The sequence below is a fragment of the Piscinibacter sp. genome, assembly GCF_047600445.1.
Lineage (GTDB): Bacteria > Pseudomonadota > Gammaproteobacteria > Burkholderiales > Burkholderiaceae_C > Piscinibacter.
Map to the genome: position 1 here is coordinate 1379756 of NZ_JASGKT010000002.1, position 21835 is coordinate 1401590.

Annotated in this window: 19 protein-coding genes and 1 riboswitch; of the genes, 9 read left to right on the forward strand and 10 right to left on the reverse strand. The window is 71.3% G+C overall.

All coding sequences use genetic code 11. The features are described 5' to 3' along the window. Window positions 1–2 precede the first annotated feature (2 nt). From QM792_RS10645 to QM792_RS10660, 4 genes are all read right to left on the reverse strand, one after another. The gene (locus tag QM792_RS10645) at window positions 3–1304 is read right to left on the reverse strand and encodes a M20 family metallopeptidase (protein WP_415149822.1); all 1302 of its coding nucleotides are present in this window, start codon (window positions 1302–1304) and stop codon (window positions 3–5) included. Window positions 1305–1329: 25 nt separating this feature from the next. After that, the gene (locus QM792_RS10650; protein ID WP_415149823.1) at window positions 1330–2376 is read right to left on the reverse strand and encodes an aliphatic sulfonate ABC transporter substrate-binding protein; all 1047 of its coding nucleotides are present in this window, start codon (window positions 2374–2376) and stop codon (window positions 1330–1332) included. A gap of 300 nt (window positions 2377–2676) precedes the next feature. Further along, on the reverse strand, window positions 2677–3351 hold the full coding sequence (locus QM792_RS10655; protein ID WP_415149825.1) for an epoxyqueuosine reductase QueH: 675 nt from the start codon (window positions 3349–3351) through the stop codon (window positions 2677–2679). Beyond that, window positions 3348–4235, reverse strand: a complete 888-nt coding sequence (locus QM792_RS10660; RefSeq protein ID WP_415149827.1) for a LysR family transcriptional regulator — start codon at window positions 4233–4235, stop codon at window positions 3348–3350. The genes QM792_RS10655 and QM792_RS10660 overlap by 4 nt, the downstream gene beginning before the upstream one ends. A gap of 118 nt (window positions 4236–4353) precedes the next feature. Between QM792_RS10660 and metE the strand changes: the two genes are divergently transcribed. Then, window positions 4354–6645, forward strand: coding sequence for a 5-methyltetrahydropteroyltriglutamate--homocysteine S-methyltransferase (gene metE / locus QM792_RS10665; protein ID WP_415149829.1), 2292 nt, complete (start codon window positions 4354–4356; stop codon window positions 6643–6645). Here metE and QM792_RS10670 read toward each other — a convergent pair whose 3' ends face one another. Both QM792_RS10670 and QM792_RS10675 read right to left on the reverse strand, forming a co-directional pair. Further along, window positions 6646–7287: a phosphohydrolase gene (locus tag QM792_RS10670; protein ID WP_415149830.1), complete on the reverse strand. Its 642-nt coding sequence runs from the start codon at window positions 7285–7287 to the stop codon at window positions 6646–6648. A gap of 45 nt (window positions 7288–7332) precedes the next feature. Then, entirely contained in the window at window positions 7333–9234 is a 1902-nt protein-coding gene (locus QM792_RS10675; RefSeq protein ID WP_415149831.1) for a TonB-dependent receptor domain-containing protein, read from the reverse strand. A 71-nt stretch (window positions 9235–9305) separates the two neighbouring features. Next, a riboswitch (cobalamin riboswitch) is annotated at window positions 9306–9571 on the reverse strand. A 16-nt stretch (window positions 9572–9587) separates the two neighbouring features. Between QM792_RS10675 and selD the strand changes: the two genes are divergently transcribed. The 6 genes from selD (at window position 9588) to QM792_RS10705 (ending at window position 16195) form a co-directional block, all read left to right on the forward strand. Continuing rightward, window positions 9588–10670, forward strand: a complete 1083-nt coding sequence (selD, locus tag QM792_RS10680; protein WP_415149833.1) for a selenide, water dikinase SelD — start codon at window positions 9588–9590, stop codon at window positions 10668–10670. A 113-nt stretch (window positions 10671–10783) separates the two neighbouring features. Beyond that, complete coding sequence (gene phaR / locus QM792_RS10685) at window positions 10784–11380, forward strand: polyhydroxyalkanoate synthesis repressor PhaR (RefSeq protein WP_415149834.1); 597 nt, start codon at window positions 10784–10786, stop codon at window positions 11378–11380. 49 nt (window positions 11381–11429) lie between these two features. Then, window positions 11430–12434 (forward strand): hypothetical protein, encoded by a 1005-nt coding sequence (locus tag QM792_RS10690; protein ID WP_415149836.1) that lies wholly within the window; start codon window positions 11430–11432, stop codon window positions 12432–12434. Continuing rightward, a complete protein-coding gene (locus QM792_RS10695; protein ID WP_415149838.1) occupies window positions 12431–13759 on the forward strand; it encodes a hypothetical protein in 1329 nt (442 codons plus the stop codon). Before QM792_RS10690 ends, QM792_RS10695 begins: the two co-directional genes overlap by 4 nt. Beyond that, the gene (locus tag QM792_RS10700; RefSeq protein ID WP_415149840.1) at window positions 13735–15261 is read left to right on the forward strand and encodes a hypothetical protein; all 1527 of its coding nucleotides are present in this window, start codon (window positions 13735–13737) and stop codon (window positions 15259–15261) included. Before QM792_RS10695 ends, QM792_RS10700 begins: the two co-directional genes overlap by 25 nt. A gap of 28 nt (window positions 15262–15289) precedes the next feature. Continuing rightward, on the forward strand, window positions 15290–16195 hold the full coding sequence (locus tag QM792_RS10705) for a hypothetical protein (protein ID WP_415149842.1): 906 nt from the start codon (window positions 15290–15292) through the stop codon (window positions 16193–16195). Here QM792_RS10705 and QM792_RS10710 read toward each other — a convergent pair. Both QM792_RS10710 and QM792_RS10715 read right to left on the reverse strand, forming a co-directional pair. Continuing rightward, the gene (locus QM792_RS10710) at window positions 16180–16800 is read right to left on the reverse strand and encodes a hypothetical protein (protein WP_415149843.1); all 621 of its coding nucleotides are present in this window, start codon (window positions 16798–16800) and stop codon (window positions 16180–16182) included. The genes QM792_RS10705 and QM792_RS10710 overlap by 16 nt on opposite strands. Before the next feature lie 33 nt (window positions 16801–16833). Continuing rightward, complete coding sequence (locus QM792_RS10715; protein WP_415149845.1) at window positions 16834–17709, reverse strand: hypothetical protein; 876 nt, start codon at window positions 17707–17709, stop codon at window positions 16834–16836. Between the two features lie 107 nt (window positions 17710–17816). Here QM792_RS10715 and rimO point away from each other — a divergent pair, with 107 nt between their 5' ends. Together rimO and QM792_RS10725 are read left to right on the forward strand one after the other, a co-directional pair. Next, on the forward strand, window positions 17817–19196 hold the full coding sequence (rimO, locus tag QM792_RS10720) for a 30S ribosomal protein S12 methylthiotransferase RimO (RefSeq protein ID WP_415149847.1): 1380 nt from the start codon (window positions 17817–17819) through the stop codon (window positions 19194–19196). Between the two features lie 10 nt (window positions 19197–19206). Next, window positions 19207–20409, forward strand: coding sequence for a PLP-dependent transferase (locus QM792_RS10725; protein ID WP_415149848.1), 1203 nt, complete (start codon window positions 19207–19209; stop codon window positions 20407–20409). Between the two features lie 8 nt (window positions 20410–20417). On the opposite strand, the gene QM792_RS10730 is transcribed toward QM792_RS10725, so the two are convergent. Both QM792_RS10730 and QM792_RS10735 read right to left on the reverse strand, forming a co-directional pair. Further along, window positions 20418–21035: a glutathione S-transferase family protein gene (locus tag QM792_RS10730; protein WP_415149850.1), complete on the reverse strand. Its 618-nt coding sequence runs from the start codon at window positions 21033–21035 to the stop codon at window positions 20418–20420. Between the two features lie 88 nt (window positions 21036–21123). Next, entirely contained in the window at window positions 21124–21831 is a 708-nt protein-coding gene (locus QM792_RS10735) for a helix-turn-helix transcriptional regulator (protein WP_415149852.1), read from the reverse strand. Window positions 21832–21835: the final 4 nt, after the last annotated feature.

A 21835-nucleotide genomic window follows, 5' to 3' on the forward strand; every position in this document is an offset into this window, starting at 1 on the left:
GTTCAGGTGCCTTCGGCGCCGAAGAGCCGCAGCATGGCGAGGGCGAGCACCTGCGTTGCCGGAACCGCCTTGGGTGTGTGGATGTACTCGTTCGTGGGTGGCCAGCCGTCTTCGCCCGGTCCGAAGGTCACCGACGGAATCCCGGCGTGCGAGAAGCGAATCGTGTCGCAGTACGCGTTCTTGCGGTAGAGCATGGGAGCCTCGCCGAACACGCTCTGGTAGGCCCGGGCGAGGGAGGCGACCGGTTCCGCATGCGCGGGCACTTCCTTCGTCGCCGGGACGAAGAGCGAACCGGGTACCTGCCGGACATGCACTTTCAGGGTGGGGTCCGCCGCCATCCGCGTGTCGAGTACGCGACGGATGTCTGTGAGGATCGACTCCATGGTCATGCCCGGCACGAGACCGACCACAGCCGCGATGGCTACAGCTCTCGCCGGCGTGAACTGCATTTCGCGAGGCTCGCCCGCGCGCATGCGTGTGAAGCAGACCATCGGCCGCGTGCCACCATACAACTCGGGCTCTTCATGGGTGAGTTCGAGCAGTTGGAGCGCCGAGACAACCTTGGCCATGTGCGTGATCGCGTTCACGCCCGTGTCCGGGCGCCACAGATGGGACTGTGTGCCCTCGACGGTGATCTCCACCAGGCAGTTGCCGGAGTGTGCAACGGCGATCCCGATCCCCCACTCGTCGACCGATCGTGTCCAGCCGCTAGGCTCTGCCGTGATCTCGAAGTCACCTCGTACGCCGAGTTCTTCCAGCAAGTAGATTGCGCCATTGGGGCCGTGCTTCTCCTCGTCGACCGTGTAAATGCACTTGAGCGTTCCACGCAACTCGACGCCGGCGTCGCGCAGGGCCTTGACTGCCAGCAGCGTGCAAGCTAGGTTGCCGCGTGTGTCCGAGGTGCCGCGCGCGTACAGCTTGTCGTCGCGGACGGTCGGTCGATAGGGCTCACCGCCGGTTTCGGTCCACCCTGCCGGGTCGCCAGCCGGATAGACATCGAGATGGTCGTTCAGTATCACCGTCGGACCCGGCTCGGTGCCTGTCCAGGTACCGATCACGTTCGGTCGGCCGGGCTGCTTCGCTTGCAACTGCACGTCGAGGCCGAGCTCGCGCAACTTGCCGGCGACGCAGGTCGCGATCTTCTCTTCGCTACCGGAAGGCATGTCCGGATCCAACGGATTCTCGGCGTCGGGCTGCCCGGTGGTGACGAGCTCACGTGTGAGCGCGAGCCAAGCCTCGTGGGTTATGCCCTGCACGATGCGTTGCTGCAAGGCAGTGAGCTTGGTGGTGTCGAGAGGCTTCATGTCGTTGGATGGAGTGAAGGAAGGATCAGCGCTTTTCTGCCCGCAGCAGTTCCTGGATAGGGCGCGTGTTGAAGATCCGGCTCCAGTCGGAGGGCAGCGCGCTGATTCGCTTCTCGGTGAGCAGGAACGAGCCGATGGACTGCAGGTGCTTCATCAGGCGCGAATCCAGCTCCTGGCCCGGCGGCCCCATGAAGTCAGCGGTGAGCAACTGCTCGAACGGCGGGTGGCTTGCCGTTTGGCGAGCGATCAATGCATCGAACTCCTGCGGCGTCTGGCCCACGCGCTTGGCCTCGTATTGGCGCACTTCGGCAGGGTTGCTGGCATAGGCCGCCTGTGATTCCCGCCAAGAGCGCAGGAAGCGCTGTACTGTGTCGGGCTTGTCTCGGGTGAAGGCTTGGCGCGCCACCCAGATGCCGCCGGTGATCATCCCCAGGCTCTGCGTCGTGGCGATCGGCCGGGCCCCCGCCTTCTCCATCAGTCCGACATTGGGCTCCCAGGTCAGCGCGGCATCGATCTGCCCCGCGATGTAGGCCGGCGGCATGTTGGCCGGCGTCAGGTTCACCAGGGTGACGTCCGTCTGCTTTAGGTCACCTTGCGCAAGCGCGCGCAGAAGGTGGTTGTGGCTGGTCGATCCAATGGACACGCCGATCTTCTTGCCCTTGAGGTCGGCAAGACTGCGGATGTTTGCCGCTGGATTTGCGACGAGCCGGACGTTGGTGAAGTCCAGTCGCTCCATCATCAGGATCTCGATCGGCATGCCGTTCGAATAGCCCGTGACCGCCGGAAACTCACCCATCCACGCCAGGTCGACTTCGCCTGCGGCCAGCGCTGGGAGCATGGCCGGTCCCGCGGGAAATGGCGTGAGCTTCACGTCGAGGCCGTTGCGGGCCAGCACGCCGGCCTGCTGGGCGTACATCAGAAGAACATTGATGTCCCCGGTCTGAAAGCCAATGCGGATGGGGTTGGCCTGGGCGAAGACCGGAGCAGCGTATGCCAGCACGCCGGTGGCACCGATGGCATGAAGTACAGAGCGTCTGAGCATTGAAGCCTCCAAAAAAACGACGGACTTCATCAACTTGTGATGACTTGTCATTACAAGCGAAACCCATGCCTGCTGTTTTGGAGGGTTGAATGCCCGGGGGCCCAGTCCGACGAACCATCTGTGTGCAGGACGGGTCCAAACAAAGGCGCCCCAAGTTGATTTGGTGCGGCGGCCCCGCGGGTCGAACTGTCAGTCGAAATCTATCCCGGGACCTCGCCCCGCAGCAGGTGGTCCGACCAGGGCGTTCTTACAGCAGGTCATCCACTGATCGACAGCGCCTCGGCGTTCGCAGTCGAAAGGCGGAACCCGGCCTCGACCGGCCAGCCGCGCTCAAGCCTCCCCTTCCGACCCCTCACCCTTGCCGTAATAAAGCACCCCCAACTGGATGCGCGCGCGCCCCTGCGCCACCCGGTGCTCGTTGGTGTCGCGCAGCGAGTAGACGCAGCCGCAGTACTCCTGCTGGTAGAAGTTCTCGCGCTTGCTGATCTCGATCATGCGCGCCGAGCCGCCACCCTTGCGCCAGTTGTAGTCCCAGTACGTCAGGCCCGGGTAGCGCGCCGCGGCGCGCGTGCCGCAGTCGTTGATCTGCGCCATGTTCTTCCAGCGCGAGATGCCCAGCGAGCTGGTCATCACCGGAAAGCCGTGTTCGTGCGCGTACAGCGCGGTGCGCTCGAAGCGCATGTCGAAGCACATCGTGCAGCGGATGCCGCGCTCGGGTTCGTGCTCCATGCCCCTGGCGCGCTCGAACCAGTTGTCGCGGTCGTAGTCGGCGTCGATGAAGGGCACGCCGAACTTCTCGGCGAAGCGGATGTTCTCGTTCTTGCGCAGCTCGTATTCCTTGAGCGGGTGGATGTTGGGGTTGTAGAAGAAGATGGTGTAGTCGATGCCCGAGGCGAGCATGGCCTCCATCACCTCGCCGGAGCAGGGCGCGCAGCACGAATGCAGCAGCACCTTGCGGTGGCCCGCCGGCAGCGGAAGGGGTTTGCGGTCAGCGGGGGCGTTCATGCGGAGGGGCGGCGGGCGAGTTCGACGAAGGCGCGTATGTAGTCTATGGCGGTATCGGCCTCGCGCGCGCCGAGGAAGATCTGCTTGGCGATGCCGCGCGGCCCCAGGCGCACCGGCACGACGTCGAGCCGGGCCGCGTACTCCTGCACCAGCCAGCGCGGCAGCGCGGCCACGCCGCGGCCGCTGGCAACCATCTGCAGCATGATGTCGGTGGTCTCTATCGTCTTGTGGCGCCGGGGCGTGATGCCCGCCGGCAGCAGGAACTGGTTGTAGACGTCCAGCCGCTCGATGTCCACCGGGTAGGTGATCAGCACCTCGCTGGCGAGCTGCCGCGGCTTCACGTGCGCCGCCGCGGCGAGCGGATGGCCCCTGGCGACGACCAGCACCTGCTCGTAGTCGAACACCGGCTCGAAGTGGAGCCCGGGCTTGAACAGCGGGTCGGGCGTGACCAGCAGCTCGATCTCGTAGCCGAACAGCGCACCGATGCCGCCGAACTGGAATTTCTGCTTCACGTCCACGTCCACGTCGGGCCAGGCGGCGAGGTAGGGCGAGACGACCTTCAGCAGCCACTGGTAGCACGGGTGGCACTCCATGCCGATGCGCAGGCTGCCGCGCTCGCCCTGGGCGAACTGGCGCAGCCGCGCCTCGGCCTGGCCGAACTGCGGCAGCACGCGGTTGGCCACGGCCAGCAGGTACTGGCCGGCCTGCGTGAGCCGCAGGCTGCGGCCCTCGCGCAGCCAGACGTCGGTGCCGAGCTGCTGCTCGAGCTTCTTCATGCTGTGGCTCAGCGCCGACTGGGTGACGTGCAGCACCTCGGCCGCGGCGGTCAGCGAACCCTGCCTCTCGACTTCCTGCACGACGGCCAGGTGGATGCGCTCCAGCATGATGAGTGAATGAAATTCATGGATACGTGAGATAAGACCATTTTACTTCATTGAACCGCCTTTCTACGATGCCGGCCGTTCCCGGTTTTCCATTGATCTCCTGTTGATGAGGCGGCGCATGACCACGATCCACAACCTCGGCTTTCCCCGCATCGGCGCCCGGCGCGAACTGAAGTTCGCCCTCGAGTCGTACTGGAAGGGCGAGTCCTCGCGCGACGAACTGAAGGCGCTGGGCGCGCAACTGCGCCGGCGCCACTGGCAGAACCAGGCCGGCCTGGACTGGGTGCCCGTGGGCGACTTCTCGTTCTACGACCAGGTGCTGGACACCAGCTTCCTGCTCGGCAACCTGCCCGAGCGCGTGCAGGGCTTCCACGGCGACGTGCTGGACAACTACTTCCGCGTCGCCCGCGGCCGTTCGGCCAAGGGCACCGACGAGCACGCCGCGTGCTGCGGCGGCGTGGCGGCCGGGGAGATGACCAAGTGGTTCGACACCAACTACCACTACATCGTCCCCGAGTTCACGGCCGCCACGCGCTTCACGCTCGACGCCTCGCGCCTGCTGGCGCAGCTCGCGGAAGCGAAGGCGCAGGGCGTCAAGGCCAAGCCGGTGATCGTGGGCCCGCTCACCTACCTCGCGATCGGCAAGGCCAAGGACGATTCCGACAAGCTGGCGCTGCTGGAGCGGCTGGTGCCCGCTTATGCCGAACTGCTCGGCACGCTGGCCGCCCAGGGCGTCGAATGGGTGCAGATCGACGAGCCCATCCTCGTGACGGAACTCGACGCCGCCTGGCAGCGGGCCTTCGAGACCGCCTACCAGCGGCTCGCGGGCAGCGGGGTGAAGATCCTGCTGGCCACCTACTTCGGCCCCTTGCAGGAGAACGCCCGCCTGGCGGCCGGCCTGCCGGTGGCCGGCCTGCACGTGGACGCCATCAACGACCGCGACGGCGTGGCGCCGCTGATCGAGCTGCTGGCCGCCGGCAAGGTGCTGTCGCTGGGCGTGATCAACGGCCGCAACATCTGGAAGACCGACCTGACGGCGGTGCTCGACTGGATCGAACCGCTGGCGCGGCGCCTGGGCGAACGCCTGTGGATCGCGCCCTCGTGCTCGCTGCTGCACGTGCCGGTGGACCTGGACAGCGAACAGAAGCTCGACGCCGAGCTGAAATCGTGGCTCGCCTTCGCGCTGCAGAAGCTCGACGAGCTGCGCGTGCTCGGCAAGGCGCTGCGCGAAGGCCGCGATGCGGTGCGGGCCGAGCTGGCGGCCAACCGGGCGGCCCTGGCGTCGCGCCGCGCCTCGCCGCGTGTGCACAACCCGGCGGTGCAGGCGGCGGTGGCGAAGATCACGCCGCGCCTGGGCCAGCGCCGCAGCGCCTATGCCGAACGCGCCTCCCGGCAGGCCGCCTTGCTGAAGCTGCCCGCCTACCCGACCACGACGATCGGCTCCTTCCCGCAGACCGCCGAGATCCGCCATGCGCGCGGCGAATTCAAGGCCGGGCGCCTGGGCGAGCAGGGCTACCGCGACGCGATGAAGGCGGAGATCGAGCGCAGCGTGCGCGAGCAGGAGAAGCTGGGCCTGGACGTGCTGGTGCACGGCGAGGCCGAGCGCAACGACATGGTCGAGTACTTCGGCGAGCAGCTCGAAGGCTACGCGTTCAGCCAGTTCGGCTGGGTGCAGAGCTACGGTTCGCGCTGCGTGAAGCCGCCGATCCTGTTCGGCGACATCAGCCGCCCGAAGGCGATGACGGTGGAGTGGATCACCTACGCCCAGTCGCTGACCGACAAGCCGATGAAGGGCATGCTGACCGGGCCGGTGACGATCCTGAACTGGTCGTTCGTGCGCGACGACCAGCCGCGCTGCGTGTCGTGCAGGCAGCTCGCGCTGGCGATCCGCGAGGAGGTGCTCGACCTGGAGAAGGCCGGCGTGCGCGTGATCCAGATCGACGAGGCCGCGCTGCGCGAGGGCCTGCCGCTGCGCCGCGCGCAGTGGAAGAGCTATCTGGACTGGGCGGTGGAGAGCTTCCGCATCACGGCCAACGGCGTGCGCGACGAGACCCAGATCCACACCCACATGTGCTACTCGGAGTTCAACGACATCATCGCGTCGATCGCCGGGATGGACGCCGACGTGATCACCATCGAGACCTCGCGCTCCGACATGGAGCTGCTCGACGCGTTCGAGAACTTCCGCTACCCGAACCAGATCGGCCCGGGCGTCTACGACATCCACTCGCCCAACATCCCGACGCAGGAGCACATCGTGCAACTGATGAGGAAGGCGGCGCAGCGGCTGCCGGCCGAGCGGCTGTGGGTCAATCCCGACTGCGGCCTGAAGACCCGCCAGTGGCCCGAGGTGATTCCCGCGCTGGCCAACATGGTGGCGGCGGCGAAGACCTTGCGCGCCGGCGCCTGATCAGGCCGGGGCGTCGCGGCGCGCGCACAGCGCCCGCAGCTCGGCATGGAAGCGCTGCGCCGCCACGTCCAGCGGCCAGGGCTCCCAGGGCCGGTCGCCGTAGCGCGCGGCCAGCGGGTCGGCCTCGGCGATGGGCGCCGCGATTTTCAGGATGTCGCGCACTTCGGCCTGCGTCCAGCCGACGCAGTGCACGGCCTCGCTGGCCGCCGCGGCGGTGTCGGCGAGCTTGTGCAGGCGGTGCTGCTCGGCCGTCCAGGGCGGCAGGCGGTAGCGCCGCGCCACGGCGCGCATGAGCTGCTCGCCCACCGCGCGGAAGGGCTCGCCCAGCACGGCCTTGAGCGGGCCGATGCAGTCGAAGCCGAGGAAGGCCTCCTCGGCATCGTGCAGCAGCTCCAGCAGTTCGTCGTCGGCGCTCAGCGGCGCGGGGGCCGCCGCCCGGCGCAGCTCCAGCACCAGCAGCGAGTGCTGGGCCACCGACAGCGGCAGCGGCCACACCGATTCGCCGCCCCAGCGCGCGGTGCGCGACAGGCGCACCGCGAGGTCCGTGTCGGTCCAGGCGCAGGGGTCGGGGGTGATGAGGTCCAGGCGCGCGCCGGAGGGCAGGCGCATCCAGGCACGCGCGGGCGAGGGGCCGAAGGGCATGCGGCCATTGTGCCCGCGCCCATGCCCGCGCCCGCGAGGTTCACCTCACCAGCCGCCCGAGTAGCGCACGCCGATCCAGGCCTGCCGGCCCAGGCCCTGGTAGTCGCGCGCCGGTTCGATGCGCTCGTCGGTGGCGTTCAGCAGCTTGGCCTCCAGCGACCACTGCGGCAGGAAGCGCCAGGCGGCCTTCAGGTCGAGCGTGGTCTCGCCGCCGAGCCGCTTGCCGCCGTCGGGACGGCTGGCCAGGTTCAGCACGGCGGCACCGACGCTCCAGCTTCCGCCGTCCCAGTCGGCCGACAGCGTCTCCTGGTGCTTGGCACGGCGCGCCAGGCGCTCGCCGCTGTCGGTGTCCTTCGCGTCGACGAAGTCGATCTGCGCGCGCAGCGCGAGCGCGCCCAAGCGCTGCGCCCCCGAGAGCGTGGCGCCGTCGAGCTTGGCGCGCGCGGTGTTGCCGGCGCAGCCGAAGGGGTAGGCCGCCGGGTCGGGGCACTGCGTGGCGTCGCCCTGGTAGCCGATCAGGTTGCGCACGCGGTTGCGGTAGACGGTGGCCGCCGCTTCGCTGCCGTCGCCCTGCCACGCCACGCCCAGCTCGATGCCGCGCCCGCGCTCGGGCTCCAGCGTCTCGACGCCGTAGCCGGGGTAGTACAGGTCGTTGAAGGTCGGCGCGCGGAAGGTGGTGCCAGCCAGCGCGCGCAGCTTCCAGCCGGGCGCGAAGGCGAAGGCGCCGCCGATGCGGCCGGTGTTGACGTTGCCGTAGGCCGAGTTGTCGTCGTGGCGCGCGTCGAGCTGCCACGACCACGGCCCGGCGTCGCCGGTGAGCTCCAGCACCAGCGCGCTGTTGCGGCGCTTCAGCGAGCCGGGGCCGATGTCGCTGGACAGGGCCTTCTCCTCCACGTGCTCCAGCGCGCCCACCAGTTGCCCGATCGCGCCGGCCTTCCACGCCAGTTGCGCCGAGGCGCCCTGGCGCGTGGTGCGGTAGTGGGCGATGCCGTTGCCGCCGGTCTTGGAGTCGTCGCGCTGGCTGTCGATGCGGGCGCTGCCGACCAGCTCGGGCGTCAGCGCGCCGCGGTAGTCCAGCGCCACGGTGCGCGTGTTCAGCTTGTTGCGGAAGTCGGGCGTGTTGTCGGGCGCGAAGGTCGGCGGCGGGTACTCGCTGCTGTCGTACTGCGCGTTGAGCCGGCTCGTGGTGGCCACCAGCCCGATGCGGTGCCCGGCCGCGGGCTTGAAGCCGATCTGCGCCTGGGCGCTGTCGAGGCGGTAGCCGTCGTCGTCGGGGTTGTGGTTGCCGAACAGGTCGCCCGGCCGCACGGCGGAGACGCCGTCGCTCTTCTCATGCGACAGCGAGCCGGCCAGATCCCAGTCGCCGACGCCGCCGCTGACCGCCAGCGAGGCCTGGTTGCTGCCGTAGCCGCCGATCGCGGCATGCGCGTCGATGCGCGCCGGGCCGTCGCCGCGGCGCGTGTAGATGTTGATCACGCCGCCCAGCGCGTCGGCGCCGTAGAGGCTGGAGCCGGGGCCGCGCAGCACCTCGATGCGTTCGATCTGCGCCAGCGACAGGCTTTCGAGCGACGGCGAGCCGAGCGTGGCCGAGCCGACGCGCACGCCGTCGACGAACACCGCCGACTGGCCGGACGAGGCGCCGCGGATGAAGACGCCCGCGCTCTGCCCCGGCCCGCCGCTGCGCGAGAGCTGCACGCCGGCCTGGCGGCGCAGCAGATCGGCGACCGAATCGGCGCTGGACTGGCGGATGGTGTCGGCGTCGATCACGACCACGTCGGCCGCCAGCCGCTCCAGCGCCAGCGGCTCGCGCGTGCCGCTGATGACGACGCTGTCCAGCGCGGCGACGGCTTGCGCCAGCGCTGGCGGACAGGCGATGAAGGGAAGGGCGCCGGCGATGGCGCGCGCGATCGTGCTGCGCGCAGCGCGGCGGGAAGACGACTCGGTCATGATGAAAGAAGGATCACAAACGCGCCCGCGCCGCTTCCCCGCGGCCTGGCGCCTCACGGCGGGCCGCTCGCGCGGCGCGCCACCTCGTTGGCCGGTATCCGGGCTGACGGAGACTGCGCGCGACGCCTTCCCAGGGCGCAGCGCGGCGAGGCGATGCGCTTCCAGTGGCCGTGTGTCACGCGCCGCGGGCCGTGCCGCCGAGGCTTGGCCTGCGTCCGCTTACCGTTGCGGGGGCAGCTCAGGTTGGGAGCGGGCCGTGCCGGCCGTTTCCTTCCTGATTCCCGTTGAACCGTCTCGGCGGAACGCCTCGACGAGCACCAACGCCGCGATCATAGCCCGGCTATGCTCGGCGGATGAACGCTGCCGACCCCCACGCCACTGCCCACGCCGCCGCCGCCGAGCCGCGCCTGACCTCGCTGTCGCACGGCGGCGGCTGCGGCTGCAAGATCGCGCCCGGCGTGCTGACGAAGATCCTCGAAGGCACCGCCGCGATGGCCGCGCCGCGGGAGCTGCTGGTCGGCATCGAGACCTCCGACGACGCGGCGGTGTACCAGCTCAACGACGAGCAGGCGCTGGTGGCCACCACCGACTTCTTCATGCCCATCGTCGACGACCCGTTCGACTTCGGCCGCATCGCCGCCACCAACGCGATCAGCGACGTCTACGCGATGGGCGGCAAGCCCATCCTCGCGCTGGCGCTGGTGGGCATGCCGATCAACGTGCTGTCGACCCACACCATCGGCCGCATCCTCGAAGGCGGCGCCTCGGTGTGCCGCGCCGCGGGCATTCCGGTGGCGGGCGGCCACACCATCGACTCGGTCGAGGCGATCTACGGCCTGGTCGCGCTCGGGCTGGTGCACCCGAAGCGCGTCGGGCGCAACGCCGACGCGAAGCCGGGCGACGTGCTGGTGCTGGGCAAGCCGCTGGGTGTCGGCGTGATGAGCGCGGCGCTGAAGAAGGGCGAGCTGGGCGAGGCCGGCTACGCGCGCATGATCGCCACGACCACGCGGCTGAACACGCCGGGGCCGGAGCTCGCGGCGCTCGACGGCGTGCACGCGCTGACCGACGTCACCGGCTTCGGCCTGGCCGGCCATGCGCTGGAGATGGCGCGCGGCGCGCGCTGCCGCGTCGAGATCGACTGGACCGCCGTGCCCTTGCTCGACGGCGTGCGCGAACTGGCCGCGCGCGGCCTGGTCACCGGCGCGTCGGGCCGCAACTGGGCCGGCTACGGGCACGACGTGAGGCTGCCCGAAGGCTTCGACGCCACCGAGCGCGCGCTGCTCACCGATCCGCAGACCAGCGGCGGCCTGCTGGTGGCGTGCGCGCCGCAGGCGGTGGACGCCGTGCGCGCGGTATTCGCGCGCCATGGATTCGACGGCGCCGCGCTCATAGGCCGCGTGGCCGAGGGCGAGCCGGGCACGCTGGCGGTGTGTTGACGCGCCCTGGGCTCGCGCCCGAGGCGCCGGGGTAAACCCCTTCGGGTGCTCCGTGGGCGCTTCTTAGAATCTTTGTGCCCTGCACCATGCAAGCCCAACGGAGTCCACTGCCCATGCCCGCCACCCGCCGAACGACCAAGGCCGCCCCGCCCGCCAGCGCAGCGAAGGCCGACGACGCCGCGCTGCGGGTGCTGAAGAAGTACCCCAACCGGCGCCTGTACGACACACGTTCGAGCAGCTACATCACGCTGGCCGACGTCAAGCAGATGGTGATGTCGGGCGAGGCCTTCGTGGTGCGCGACGCGAAGACCGGCGAAGACCTGACGCGCAGCATCCTGCTGCAGATCATCCTCGAGGAAGAGACCGGCGGCGTGCCGATCTTCAGCACGCAGATGCTGTCGCAGATCATCCGCTTCTACGGCCACGCGATGCAGGGCATGATGGGCTCGTACCTCGAGAAGAACCTGCAGACCTTCACCGACATCCAGCAGCGCATCGCCGAGCAGTCGCAGGGCCTGTACGACCCGAAGGCGATGAGCCCGGAGCTGTGGACGCAGTTCCTGCAAGGCCAGGCGCCGGTGATGCAGGGCCTGATGGGCAACTACCTGGAACAGAGCAAGGCGATGTTCCTGCAGATGCAGGAGCAGATGGCCCGGCAGGCCGAGACGCTGTTCCCGGGCATGAGCGGTCTGCATCCGCCCAAGCGCTGATCGGGCGGCTTGCGAGCCGGCGTTCTTTCTTTTTCTCTTTCCTTCGGCGATGGCCCGCATCATCGGCACGATCTGCCTGGCGCTCGCGGCCCTGGTGTATCTCGTTCCGGTGCAGGTGCTGCTGCTCGAACTCGCCCGCAAGCGCGACGACGGCGGCGGTGCCTTCGCCGGCATCCTGCTGTTCGGCGCGCTGTGGGTTCTGCTGGCGATCGCGCTGTGCTGCGCGGTGGCCGAAGGCGGCTTCGACCGGCTGGGCATGGCCCGGGTCTGGCAGTACCTGCTGGTGGTGTTCGCGTCGCTGTGTTTTCTCGTCCTCGCCCTGGCGCGGCTGGAATTCGCGAGGCATCCGGGCAAGGCCGTGAGGCTGCTCACCGTGGCCTTCGTGCACGTGCCGCCCCTGCTCAGCATGCTGCTCGTGGTGATCACGCTGTATCCCCGTTTCGCGTTCGGCGTCGCGCACACGGCCGTGTTGCTGCCGTGGGCCGTCTGCGCGGCCGGCGCCGTGCTGCTCGGCGCCGGTTTCCTGGGTTGTCGGCTGGTGGGCGCGGGCGGGGGGCAGCTCGCCGGGCTCGTCCATCGTGCGGGCCACAAGCGCGAAGTAAGAGCGCAGAACCTGGCCAGCATTCCGACGCTGGACCCGAAGCGCGACTTCTCCGAGCTGATCCGCTTCACCGACGAATGGAATTCCGACGAGGTGCGCGCCGCCGCCATCGCGCGACTGCGCACGGACGGCGGCTTCGTCGCCGCGCTGATCGCCGAGCTGGACGGCGGCCAGGCCGGGCAGGCGCTGGCGACGCTGGAGATCGCGGGCCTGGCGCCGGACGAACAGCAGCGTGTGGGCCCGCACGCGCGCCGCGCCATCGAACGCATCACGCAGAATGCCCGGCGCGAGTGGCGCCACATCCCGAAAGACCGCCGCCAGCGGATGCGCAGCGCTTTCAAGCGCCTGCTGCCCGCGGTGCAGCGCGCGCTGCCGGCGGCGAACGTGGATCTTCAACCGGCCATCGCCGCATTCGACGACCTTTTCGACCATCCAGAGCGGATCACGCCATGAGCGCCACCGCCGCACTGCTGCGCGACAACCCCGGCCTGCTGGCCATGACCGTGGCCGCGGTGCTCGGCGCCGTGGTGCTGGCCGTGATGGGCCTGATGATGTCGCGGTCGGGCGTCTCGCTGCGGCCGCTGGTGTTCGTGGCCGGGCTGTTCGCCCTGGTGCTGCTGCCGCAGTTCGCCTTTCACCTGGCGGTGGCCACGGGCGCCGTGCCGCGTGCTGCGCTGAGCTGGACGCCGGGCGCGCAGCAGGCGAGCGCGCATGGCTGGGTGGAGCGCAAAGCCGCTCTCGCGGTGCGCGACGGCGCGTTCGCGGATCTCACCGCCGTGTTCGGGCCGGATGCCGCCGGCGCGCCCGGCTCGGACCTGCGTGCCGCCGGCACGCTGCCGCCGTTCCGGCAAGCGGAGGCGGCGCACATGGTGGTGCTGCCCGAAGGGGCCGCCATCGTGGCCCGCTTCGCCACGGCCGGGGCGGCGCAGCATGCGGCGCGGGCCTACGCCGAGCAGGCGCTCGGATCCTGGCCCGACCCCGGGCCCGACGGACTGCGCACCGCAACGCGGCCGGCGGGCGACGTGGTGAAGATCGCGCAGGTCGGGCGCAGCTTCGTGATGGTGTCCGGCGCGGATGAACGCGGCGCCACGCGGCGCCTGCTCGCGCTGGGCGCCATCGCGCCGGCACAGGCACGGTCACAGGCCGATTCGGAGGCGGACAGCCACTGGCTCTACCGTCCCGGCGTGCTGCCCGCCATCGTCGTCGCGCTCGTGCTGCTGTACGCGTTCGTGTTCTTCCGTGGCGTGGCCTGGGCGGGCACGGTGCCGGCGGCGGCGGGCACCACACCCGTGCCGCTCGCGGCGCTGCGCGAACGGCTGCTGGCCGTCAATGCGGCGGACGTGCCGCTGACGCTCGGCGAAGAGGCGGACGGCCGCATCGTCGTCACCTGGCGCCTCGCCGATGCGCGCTGGCTGGACCTGGCGCGGGCGCACCGCATGCGGCAGGTGGTGCGCCTGATCCTCGAGCCCGATCCGGACTCGGGCGTCGTGCGCGTGACCGATCAGCGCACGCGCTTCGACGCGGACGCGGGCTCAGGCGGCGCGTCGCTGGACTGGAGCACGCAGCGCGGCGTGGTGTTCTTCCAGGTCGAGCACGAACGTGTGTTCGGATTGCAATTCGACGCCGCCGGACGGCCGCAGCCGCGACTCGACTACGCTTGGCGCTTCGACGCCCAGGAGATGAAGGCGCCGTTCGTCGATGCGGTGACCCACGCCGGCTGGCAGTGGCGCGCCGTTCCCTGGTCCGGACCTTCATGGCTGCGATGGCTTACCGGTTGATTCTGCTGATGGCACTGTTCGGACTGCTCGGCTTTGGCGGTGATCGGCTGGTGCCGCGCACCTTGCAGGGGGTGGGGGAGATTTCGCTGCCCCCTCGCGTCGTTCCGTTCGGGGCGGGCGGGGCCCAGGACGACGATCCGCAGCGCATCCATTTCCGCTTCGAGCGGCAGTTCGGCTGGATGGCATCGCTGGGCAGCAGCACGGCTTTTCGGCAGTTGCTGACCGTGTCGCTGATGGCGCCCGACGCCCCCGCGGCCGCGTACGAGCGCTGGCCGCCGGGCTTCTCGCCGTCGTACGCGACGCTGCGCCACGAACGCACGCTGACGTTCGCAGACGCGCGCCTGAAGATCTCCGCCGGCCGCTACGCGCAGAACTCGCTGGACGAGCCCGCGCACCTGTATCTGTACGCCGATCCGTCGCGGCGCCTGCACATCGCGTGGCATGTGGTGGACGAGGACGTCGCGCCCGACGCGGCGGTGCCGATGCTGCAGCACATCGCGGCGTCGTTCAAGGTCACCGCGGACCTGCGGGCGAAGTTCGCCGAGATGGCCGGACGCGCCGGGCGTGCAGAGGCGCGTGCCACCGCGGCGACGCTGCGGGCGCGCGCGGCGCTGGAGAAAGCCGGCTTCGGCGCGGCGGCGCCCGGCAAGCCTGTGATGGTCAACGGCGTGTACGCGGAGTGGATGGACCATCCCGAGCCGCGCTTCCAGCTTTTGAAACCGCTCGGGCTGATGCTGCGCGAGGGCGCCGCGGCGCCGGTGCCGCGCCTGCCCGCGCGCGCCGACGGCTGGCGCGGCAGCGTCGGATGGCGTCAGCACGCGGAAGGCGCCTGGACCCACGACAACCGCGGCAACGCCTACCTGCCGATGCCGGGCATCGCCCAGGCGCTGGCGCGGCGCCAGACCGATGCGGCGACGCGGCTGTACTACTTCGCGACGACGGTGCGGGTGGAGGTGGCGGACGAGGCCAGGATCGACGAGCTGGGTTCGTTCTTCGACGAACTGCCGGCCGTCGAAGCCACCTGGCAGCAGGGCACGCTGGTGCCGGGCGCGCGGCAGAAGCTGGCGGATGGCGCCGCCGCCCCCGAGGCGGCGCCCACCGCGCCGCGCGAAGGCTTCGGATTGGACCTGCGCACCGGCGACCCGCAGCTCGACGCCCTGCGCCGGCGCCTGGCCGCCGCCGCGCGGGCCGCGCTGCCCGATGTGCAGGCGGGGCGCTTCGCCGAGGCGGATGCCGCGGTGCTGGCGGTGGACAGCGAGATCCAGTCCGCCGTGATGCTCGGCGCGTTGTACACCGAGGCCTTGCGCGACGCCGTGGGCCGCGGCGAGCGCGCGACGCGCCCGGACCACGTGGCGGCCCTGCATGCCCATGCGCTGCACTGGCGCCTGCGCGCCTACCCCGAGCCGCACACCGCCTTCGAGGCGGACAGCTACGACGCCGGCCGCCGAGCCGATCGCGCGGCGCTCGCGGCGCTGCTGGCGGGCGGCGAAACCGGGGGTTGAAGAACAAGGCCCGGCACTTCCCGCACCCATGTCCGCTTCTCGCACCCTCGCCGTCGTGTTCTTCACGGGTCTGCTCTCGGCCGCCGCCGGCCTGGTGCTCGTCGGCTGGCTGGCCGGGCAGTGCATCCGCTGGTATCGCATCAGCAGCTTCGAAGGCGGCTCGGCGTACTTCGCCATCATGCTGGCGCTGGGCGGGGCGATCGCCGGCTTCGTGATCGGCGCGGTGTGCGCGTGGCGGGTGGGCAGCGCGCCCGGCGGCACCTTCGTGCGCGGGTTGGCGCTCGCGCTGGCGGTGGACCTGGCGCTGGTCGCCCTCGCCACCGGCCTGGCCTACGCGGCGGCGGATCATCCGCCGCCGCGAGCCGAATCGAGTGCACCCGAGAACCAGCCACCGACCGAGGCGCAGCGGGCCGAGGCGCGCGAGCGCCGCGAGGCGCGGGCGCTGGCGGCGCTCCCCGCCGACGCGCCGCTCGAAGCGTGGCTGCCGTTCACGCGTGTCGAGGTGGCGGAGGCCCGACGCGCCGAGGTGCGCTCGCGCATCGCCGCGCGGCCGGACCTGGCCGCCGAGCTGCGCGCCCTGGCGCTCGGCGACGACGAGGCGCTGGCGGCCGAGGCGCTGCGCCTGGTTGCCGAGATGCCCGACGCGGCCGCCGCGTGGCGCGATGCGGTTCGTGCGACGGGCCCGGACCTCATCGCGCGACTGCGCCAGGGCATCGCCGTCAGCGCGGCCGACGATCCCTCGTACCTGTGGGCGGCGGCGATCTCGACGCGCTTCTCCGGCTGGCTGCAGGCCGCGCTCATCCTGCGCAAACGCTTCGGCGACGACGTGAGCGCGGAGCTGCGAACCCTGCGCGACCTCGCCCGCCAGCGGCCCGACAGCTACGTGATGCAGCGGGACATCGCCCGCGTGGCGGAGTTCTACGGAAGGCAGTAGCCGAAGCGCTGGCGCAGCTCGGCGATCGCAGCCGCGCGCGCGGCCGGGTCGTCGGTCGCGAAGCGCAGCACGAAGGGGCGGTGCTCCAGCGCCAGGCGATGGCTCGCGAGCCCGTGGAGGTGCAGCAGCAGCGCGGCGAAGCGCGGCGCCACCTGGGCGTCGCGCTCGCTCAGCCCCCGCCACAGCGCCTGCATCACCGGCGCCGGGTGCCAGACCGCGGCTTCGTCCAGCGCCGCCGGCAGCGCGATCAGCGGCTCGGCCTCGTCCAGCGCGCGCAGCAGCGACGCGGTGCGCGTCTCGGCGTCGACGAGCTGCGGGCAGCGGCGCACGATGCGCATGCGCACCTCCGGCGGGCCGTTTTGCAGCGCCTCGCGCAGCGCGGCCAGCGCGCTCGGCGACTCGACCTGCGCCAGCGCGTCGACGTCGCGCCAGTCGCGCAGGCCGCGGTCGAGCAGCACCTGCACCATGCTCTCCTGCGCCTTCGCGGGCAGCGCGGCCAGGGCTTCGAGGTCGTAGCCCGTGCCTTCGCGCCACTTCTCGCAGTCGATGGACAGGCTGGCGAGAAAGCGCTTCCTGAGCAGCGCTTCCGGGCTGGGCTCAGTCATGCCCGCCTCCGGCGGCGTGCAGGGCGGGCGTGCTCATCGGGCCGGCTTGGGCAGCAGCGCGCGCAGGCGGATGCCGCGGCGGTCGGTGATGTCGTCGACACGCCAGCCCTCGGGAGTGCGCAGCAGTTCGTAGTGCAGCGTGTGGCTGCGCCCGCCGTCGGCGAAGCGCACCGGCACGCGGGCGCGCTCCCCGCGCAGCCGGGCCGCGCCGACGGCGAAGCGTGCCGGCGCCTCCTGCGTGTCGGTGAACGGGTCGCCGTTGATCTCCGGCGGTTCATCCGCCTGCGCCGCGCGCGTCAACTCGGCCTGCAGGCCCGCGAGCAGCGCCGGCGTCAGCCAGCCCGCGCCGCGCTGCAAGCCGGCTTCGGTGTAGGCCACGTTGCCGGCGAAGTGCGCTTCCAGCAGGCGCTGCACGGTGGCCTGCGGCGTGCCGTCGGCGGCCAGCGCGCCGGGCGCGCGCGACAGCGTCCAGACGCGGCCGTCCAGCGCGACGAGCAGGGTCTGCGCGTCGGCGCGGTGGAAGTCGAAGCTGGCGTTCGGGCAGTCCACGCGCAGGCTGGGCACCGGGCCGCGGGCCAGGCCGAGTTCGCGCGGGTCGCTGCCGGCGGGCAGCCCGCCCTGGAACAGGCCGGCAGCCGGCACGGCCAGCGTTTTCATCGTCGCGGGCGCGCAGGCCAGCGGCGCCGGGCCGAGCAGGCGGTCTTCGCGCAGCCCGACGATCTGGCCGACCCGGTCCGCCGGCGCGGCGGCGGCCGGCACGCCCGGCGCGCCGGAAGCTCGCGGCAGGGGCCGCGCATGCGTGATGCGCCAGTCGCCGCCGAAGCCGCCGGGCACCGCGGCGGCGGCGGCCAGCGAACCCGCCAGCAGCGCCGCGGCGGCGAGTGCGTGGAAACAATGCGAGGTCTTCATGCCGTTCAGTCGTGGTTGCGCTCGAAAGGATCAGGCGTTTGTGCGGACGCGCGCAGCATCGGTGAGCGGCCCGGACCGGTCAAGGCCATGTCGGCGAAAATCGGGCGATGACCGAAACCGCCACCCCCGCCGCCACGCCCAAGATCGGCTTCGTCTCGCTCGGCTGCCCCAAGGCGCTGACCGACTCCGAGCTGATCCTCACGCAGTTGCGCGCCGAGGGCTACGACACTTCCAAGACCTTCGCCGGCGCCGACCTGGTGATCGTCAACACCTGCGGCTTCATCGACGACGCGGTGAAGGAGAGCCTGGACACCATCGGCGAGGCGCTGGCCGAGAACGGCAAGGTGATCGTCACCGGCTGCCTGGGTGCCAAGTCGGGCGAGGGCGGCGGCAACCTGGTGCGGCAGATGCATCCCAGCGTGCTGGCCGTCACCGGCCCGCACGCCACGCAGCAGGTGATGGACGCGGTGCACGTGCACGTGCCCAAGCCGCACGACCCCTTCGTCGATCTCGTGCCGGCGCAGGGCGTCAAGCTCACGCCACGGCACTACGCCTACCTGAAGATCAGCGAGGGCTGCAACCATCGCTGCACCTTCTGCATCATTCCCAGCATGCGCGGCGACCTGGTGTCGCGCCCGGTCGGCGACGTGCTCTCGGAGGCGCAGCGCCTGTTCGAGTCGGGCGTGAAGGAGCTGCTGGTGATCAGCCAGGACACCAGCGCCTACGGCGTCGACGTGAAGTACCGCACCGGCTTCTGGGATGGCAAGCCGGTCAAGACGCGCATGACCGAGCTGTGCGAACAGCTCGCCGTGCTGGCCGAGCGCCACGGCGCCTGGGTGCGGCTGCACTACGTCTACCCGTACCCGCACGTCGACGAGATCCTGCCGCTGATGGCCGGCGGCCGCATCCTGCCCTACCTCGACGTGCCCTTCCAGCATTCGCACCCCGACGTGTTGAAGCGCATGAAGCGCCCGGCCAGCGGCGAGAAGAACCTCGAACGGCTGCAACGCTGGCGCGAGGCCTGCCCCGAGCTGGTGGTGCGCAGCACCTTCATCGCCGGCTTTCCCGGCGAGACCGAGGCCGAGTTCGAGCACCTGCTCGACTTCGTGCGCGAGGCGAAGATCGACCGCGCCGGCTGCTTCACCTATTCGCCGGTGCCGGGCGCCACCGCCAACGAGCTGCCCGGCATGCTCGCGCCCGAGCTGCGCGAGGAGCGCCGCGCGCGCTTCATGGCGGTGGCCGAGGCGGTGTCGACGCGCAAGCTCCAGGCGCGTGTCGGTGCGACCATGCAGGTGCTGGTCGACGAGGCGCCGGCGCTGGGCCGCCGCGGCGGGGTGGGGCGCAGCTACGCCGACGCGCCCGAGATCGACGGCCGCGTGCGCCTGCTGGCGCCGCAGAAGGCGTCGAAGACGCTGAAGGTCGGCGAGTTCACGCGCGCGCGCATCATCGCCGCCGAGGGGCACGACCTGGTCGGCGAGGCGATCTGAGGACCAACGCATGAGCCAACCCGAAGACGAAGGCGTCGCCACCGGCCTGATCCACCACCCGTACCGCGCGCCGGGCGAGTTCGAATCGCCGCTGGCCGGCGTGCACAAGGCCTCGACGGTGTTCTTCGGCAGCGTGGCCGAGCTGCGCGCGCGCCGCTGGGTCGACAAGAGCGCCTACACCTACGGCCTGCACGGCACGCCGACCACCTTCACGCTGGAGGCCCGGCTGGCCACGCTGGAGCACGCGCGGCACGTGCTGCTGGCGCCCAGCGGCCTGTCGGCCATCACGGTGGTCGACATGGCGCTGCTCAGGCAGGGCGACGCGCTGCTGCTGCCCGACAACGTCTATCAACCGAACCGCAGTTTTTCGGCCCACGAACTGGCGCAGTGGGGCATCGCCCACCGCCTGTACGACCCGATGCAGCCCGACTCGCTGGCCGCCGCGCTGGGCGAGGACGTGAAGCTGGTCTGGCTCGAAGCGCCCGGCTCGGTGACGCTGGAGTTCCCCGACCTGCCGGCGCTGGTCGCGCGGGTGCGCCAGCGCGCGCCGCGGGCCGTGATCGCGCTGGACAACACCTGGGGCGCGGGCCTGGCCTTCGACCCCTTCGAGCTGCCCGGCGGCCAGGGCGTGGACCTGACCATCCACGCGCTGACCAAGTACCCCTCGGGCGGCGGCGACGTGCTGATGGGCTCCATCGCCTGCCGCGACGACGCGCTGTACGAGCGCCTGGCCTGGACGCACAGCCGCCTGGGCCTGGGCGTCGGCGCCAACGACGTCGAGGCCGTGCTGCGCGCGCTGCCCTCGCTGCCGCTGCGCTATCACGCGCAGGACGCCGCGGCGCGGCGCATCGCCGGCTGGGCCGCCGCGCAGCCGCAGGTGCGGCGCGTGCTGCACCCGCCGCATGCCGACTCGCCCGGCCATGCCCACTGGCGGGCCCTGTGCCGCGCGGCGGCCGGCCTGCTGACGCTGGAGATGGACGCGCGCTACACGGCCGCCCAGGTGGACGCCTTCGTCGACGCCCTGCGGCGCTTCCGCATCGGCTGGAGCTGGGGCGGCCCGGTCAGCCTGGCCGTGCCCTATCAGGCCCGCGCGATGCGCCAGTTGCCGCAGCCCTACCAGGGTGTGCTGGTGCGCCTGTGCATCGGCCTGGAAGACGTGGACGACCTGATCGCCGACCTCGCGCAGGCGTTGGCCGGCCTGCCGCCGCCATGACGACCGGCTCACTGCCTGGGCAGCAGCGCGTTGTCGATCTCCGCGGCGCGCAGCGCCGCCGGCCGGCCCATGTGGCGCTCGGCGAAGGCCTTGAAGGCCGGGCGCGCCGGCAACTGGCCGATGCGCATGTAAAAGCCCAGGCAGGCCGCGGCGTAGAGATCCACCGCGCTGAAGTGTTCGCCGGCCAGGTGGGCACGGCCCTGCAGGGCGGCTTCGAGCGTGTCCAGCGTGTCCTGCTCGCGCCCGTAGCCGGCGCTCGACGCGGGCGCCAGCGTGCCGCTGGCCTTGGCCGTCAGCATCGCTTCCAGCGGGCCGGCCAGGAAGAACATCCAGCGGTAGTAGGGGCCGCGCTCGGCGCTGCCGGGCGGCGGCGCAAGGCGCTTCTCGGGCACCAGGTCGGCCAGGTACAGGCAGATGGCGGCGTTCTCGGTGACCACCGTGTCGCCGTGGCGCAGCGCCGGGACCTTGCCCATCGGGTTGATCGCCAGGTAGTCGGGCGTCTTCATCGTGCTGCCGTAGTCCAGGATCACGGCCTGGTAGGGCAGGCCGGTTTCTTCCAGCATCCAGCGCGCCACGCGGCCGCGGGACATGGGGTGGGTGTACAGGGTCAGCGGCGCGGTGCTCATGGCGTGTCTCCAAAATGGAAGTGGATGGCCGGTGCACTGTAGGCCGGGGCTGCTGACAGGCGCTGTCAGCAGTCGTCGCTTCGTCGATTCACGACGGGCGGGACGCCGCCTTCTCCTGCATCTGCGCGCGCCAGCGGCGGATCAGCGCATGGCGGCGCACGGGGTAACGCTGGCCGGTGTCTTCCAGTGTGCGCACGCGGTCGGCGCGGAAGTGGCGGAAGTCCCGCCGCAGCTCGCACCAGGCGGCGAACACGCGCGTCGACGGGCCGAAGAAGGCCATCGCGAAGGGCCAGACGATGCGTGTGCTGGACGCGCCGGCGGCGTCGGCATAGTCCAGGCGCAGCGCGCGCTCGTCGCGGATGGCGTGGCGCAGCGCGGGCAGCCAGGGCTCCGGCGCCGCGGCATCGCGCGGGCGCGGCACGAACAGGCCGCTGGTCTCGACGGCCAGGCGCAGCTCGGCCGGCAGCGTGGCGCCGATGCGCGCCAGCGCGGCGTCGGCGGCGCGGGCCAGTTCGGCATCGGCCTGGGTGCCGACCCAGCGCATGCCCAACACCAGTGCTTCGAGTTCGTCGGCGCCGAACATCAGCGGCGGCAGCAGGAAACCCGGCCGCAGCGCATAGCCGACGCCCGGGTCGCCGGCGATGTCGGCACCCTGCTGGCGCAGCGTGGCGATGTCGCGGTACAGCGTGCGCAGGCTGACGCCCAGGGCCTGCGCCAGCGCCGCGCCGCTGACCGGGCGCCGCTGCCGCCGCAGCGCGTCGAGCAGGTCGAGCAGGCGGGCGGCGCGCGGCTTCATCGCG

What these genes read in the sequence shown, in the direction of transcription:
- QM792_RS10730 (WP_415149850.1), bottom strand. Translation starts at nt 21,035, where the DNA reads ATGAGCACCGCGCCGCTGACCCTGTACACCCACCCCATGTCCCGCGGC.
- QM792_RS10695 (WP_415149838.1), top strand. Translation starts at nt 12,431, where the DNA reads ATGAGCGCCACCGCCGCACTGCTGCGCGACAACCCCGGCCTGCTGGCC.
- rimO (WP_415149847.1), top strand. Translation starts at nt 17,817, where the DNA reads ATGACCGAAACCGCCACCCCCGCCGCCACGCCCAAGATCGGCTTCGTC.
- QM792_RS10660 (WP_415149827.1), bottom strand. Translation starts at nt 4,235, where the DNA reads ATGCTGGAGCGCATCCACCTGGCCGTCGTGCAGGAAGTCGAGAGGCAG.
- QM792_RS10675 (WP_415149831.1), bottom strand. Translation starts at nt 9,234, where the DNA reads ATGACCGAGTCGTCTTCCCGCCGCGCTGCGCGCAGCACGATCGCGCGC.
- QM792_RS10650 (WP_415149823.1), bottom strand. Translation starts at nt 2,376, where the DNA reads ATGAAGTCCGTCGTTTTTTTGGAGGCTTCAATGCTCAGACGCTCTGTA.
- QM792_RS10710 (WP_415149843.1), bottom strand. Translation starts at nt 16,800, where the DNA reads ATGACTGAGCCCAGCCCGGAAGCGCTGCTCAGGAAGCGCTTTCTCGCC.
- phaR (WP_415149834.1), top strand. Translation starts at nt 10,784, where the DNA reads ATGCCCGCCACCCGCCGAACGACCAAGGCCGCCCCGCCCGCCAGCGCA.
- QM792_RS10670 (WP_415149830.1), bottom strand. Translation starts at nt 7,287, where the DNA reads ATGCCCTTCGGCCCCTCGCCCGCGCGTGCCTGGATGCGCCTGCCCTCC.
- QM792_RS10735 (WP_415149852.1), bottom strand. Translation starts at nt 21,831, where the DNA reads ATGAAGCCGCGCGCCGCCCGCCTGCTCGACCTGCTCGACGCGCTGCGG.
- QM792_RS10655 (WP_415149825.1), bottom strand. Translation starts at nt 3,351, where the DNA reads ATGAACGCCCCCGCTGACCGCAAACCCCTTCCGCTGCCGGCGGGCCAC.
- QM792_RS10715 (WP_415149845.1), bottom strand. Translation starts at nt 17,709, where the DNA reads ATGAAGACCTCGCATTGTTTCCACGCACTCGCCGCCGCGGCGCTGCTG.
- QM792_RS10690 (WP_415149836.1), top strand. Translation starts at nt 11,430, where the DNA reads ATGGCCCGCATCATCGGCACGATCTGCCTGGCGCTCGCGGCCCTGGTG.
- selD (WP_415149833.1), top strand. Translation starts at nt 9,588, where the DNA reads ATGAACGCTGCCGACCCCCACGCCACTGCCCACGCCGCCGCCGCCGAG.
- QM792_RS10705 (WP_415149842.1), top strand. Translation starts at nt 15,290, where the DNA reads ATGTCCGCTTCTCGCACCCTCGCCGTCGTGTTCTTCACGGGTCTGCTC.
- QM792_RS10700 (WP_415149840.1), top strand. Translation starts at nt 13,735, where the DNA reads ATGGCTGCGATGGCTTACCGGTTGATTCTGCTGATGGCACTGTTCGGA.
- metE (WP_415149829.1), top strand. Translation starts at nt 4,354, where the DNA reads ATGACCACGATCCACAACCTCGGCTTTCCCCGCATCGGCGCCCGGCGC.
- QM792_RS10725 (WP_415149848.1), top strand. Translation starts at nt 19,207, where the DNA reads ATGAGCCAACCCGAAGACGAAGGCGTCGCCACCGGCCTGATCCACCAC.
- QM792_RS10645 (WP_415149822.1), bottom strand. Translation starts at nt 1,304, where the DNA reads ATGAAGCCTCTCGACACCACCAAGCTCACTGCCTTGCAGCAACGCATC.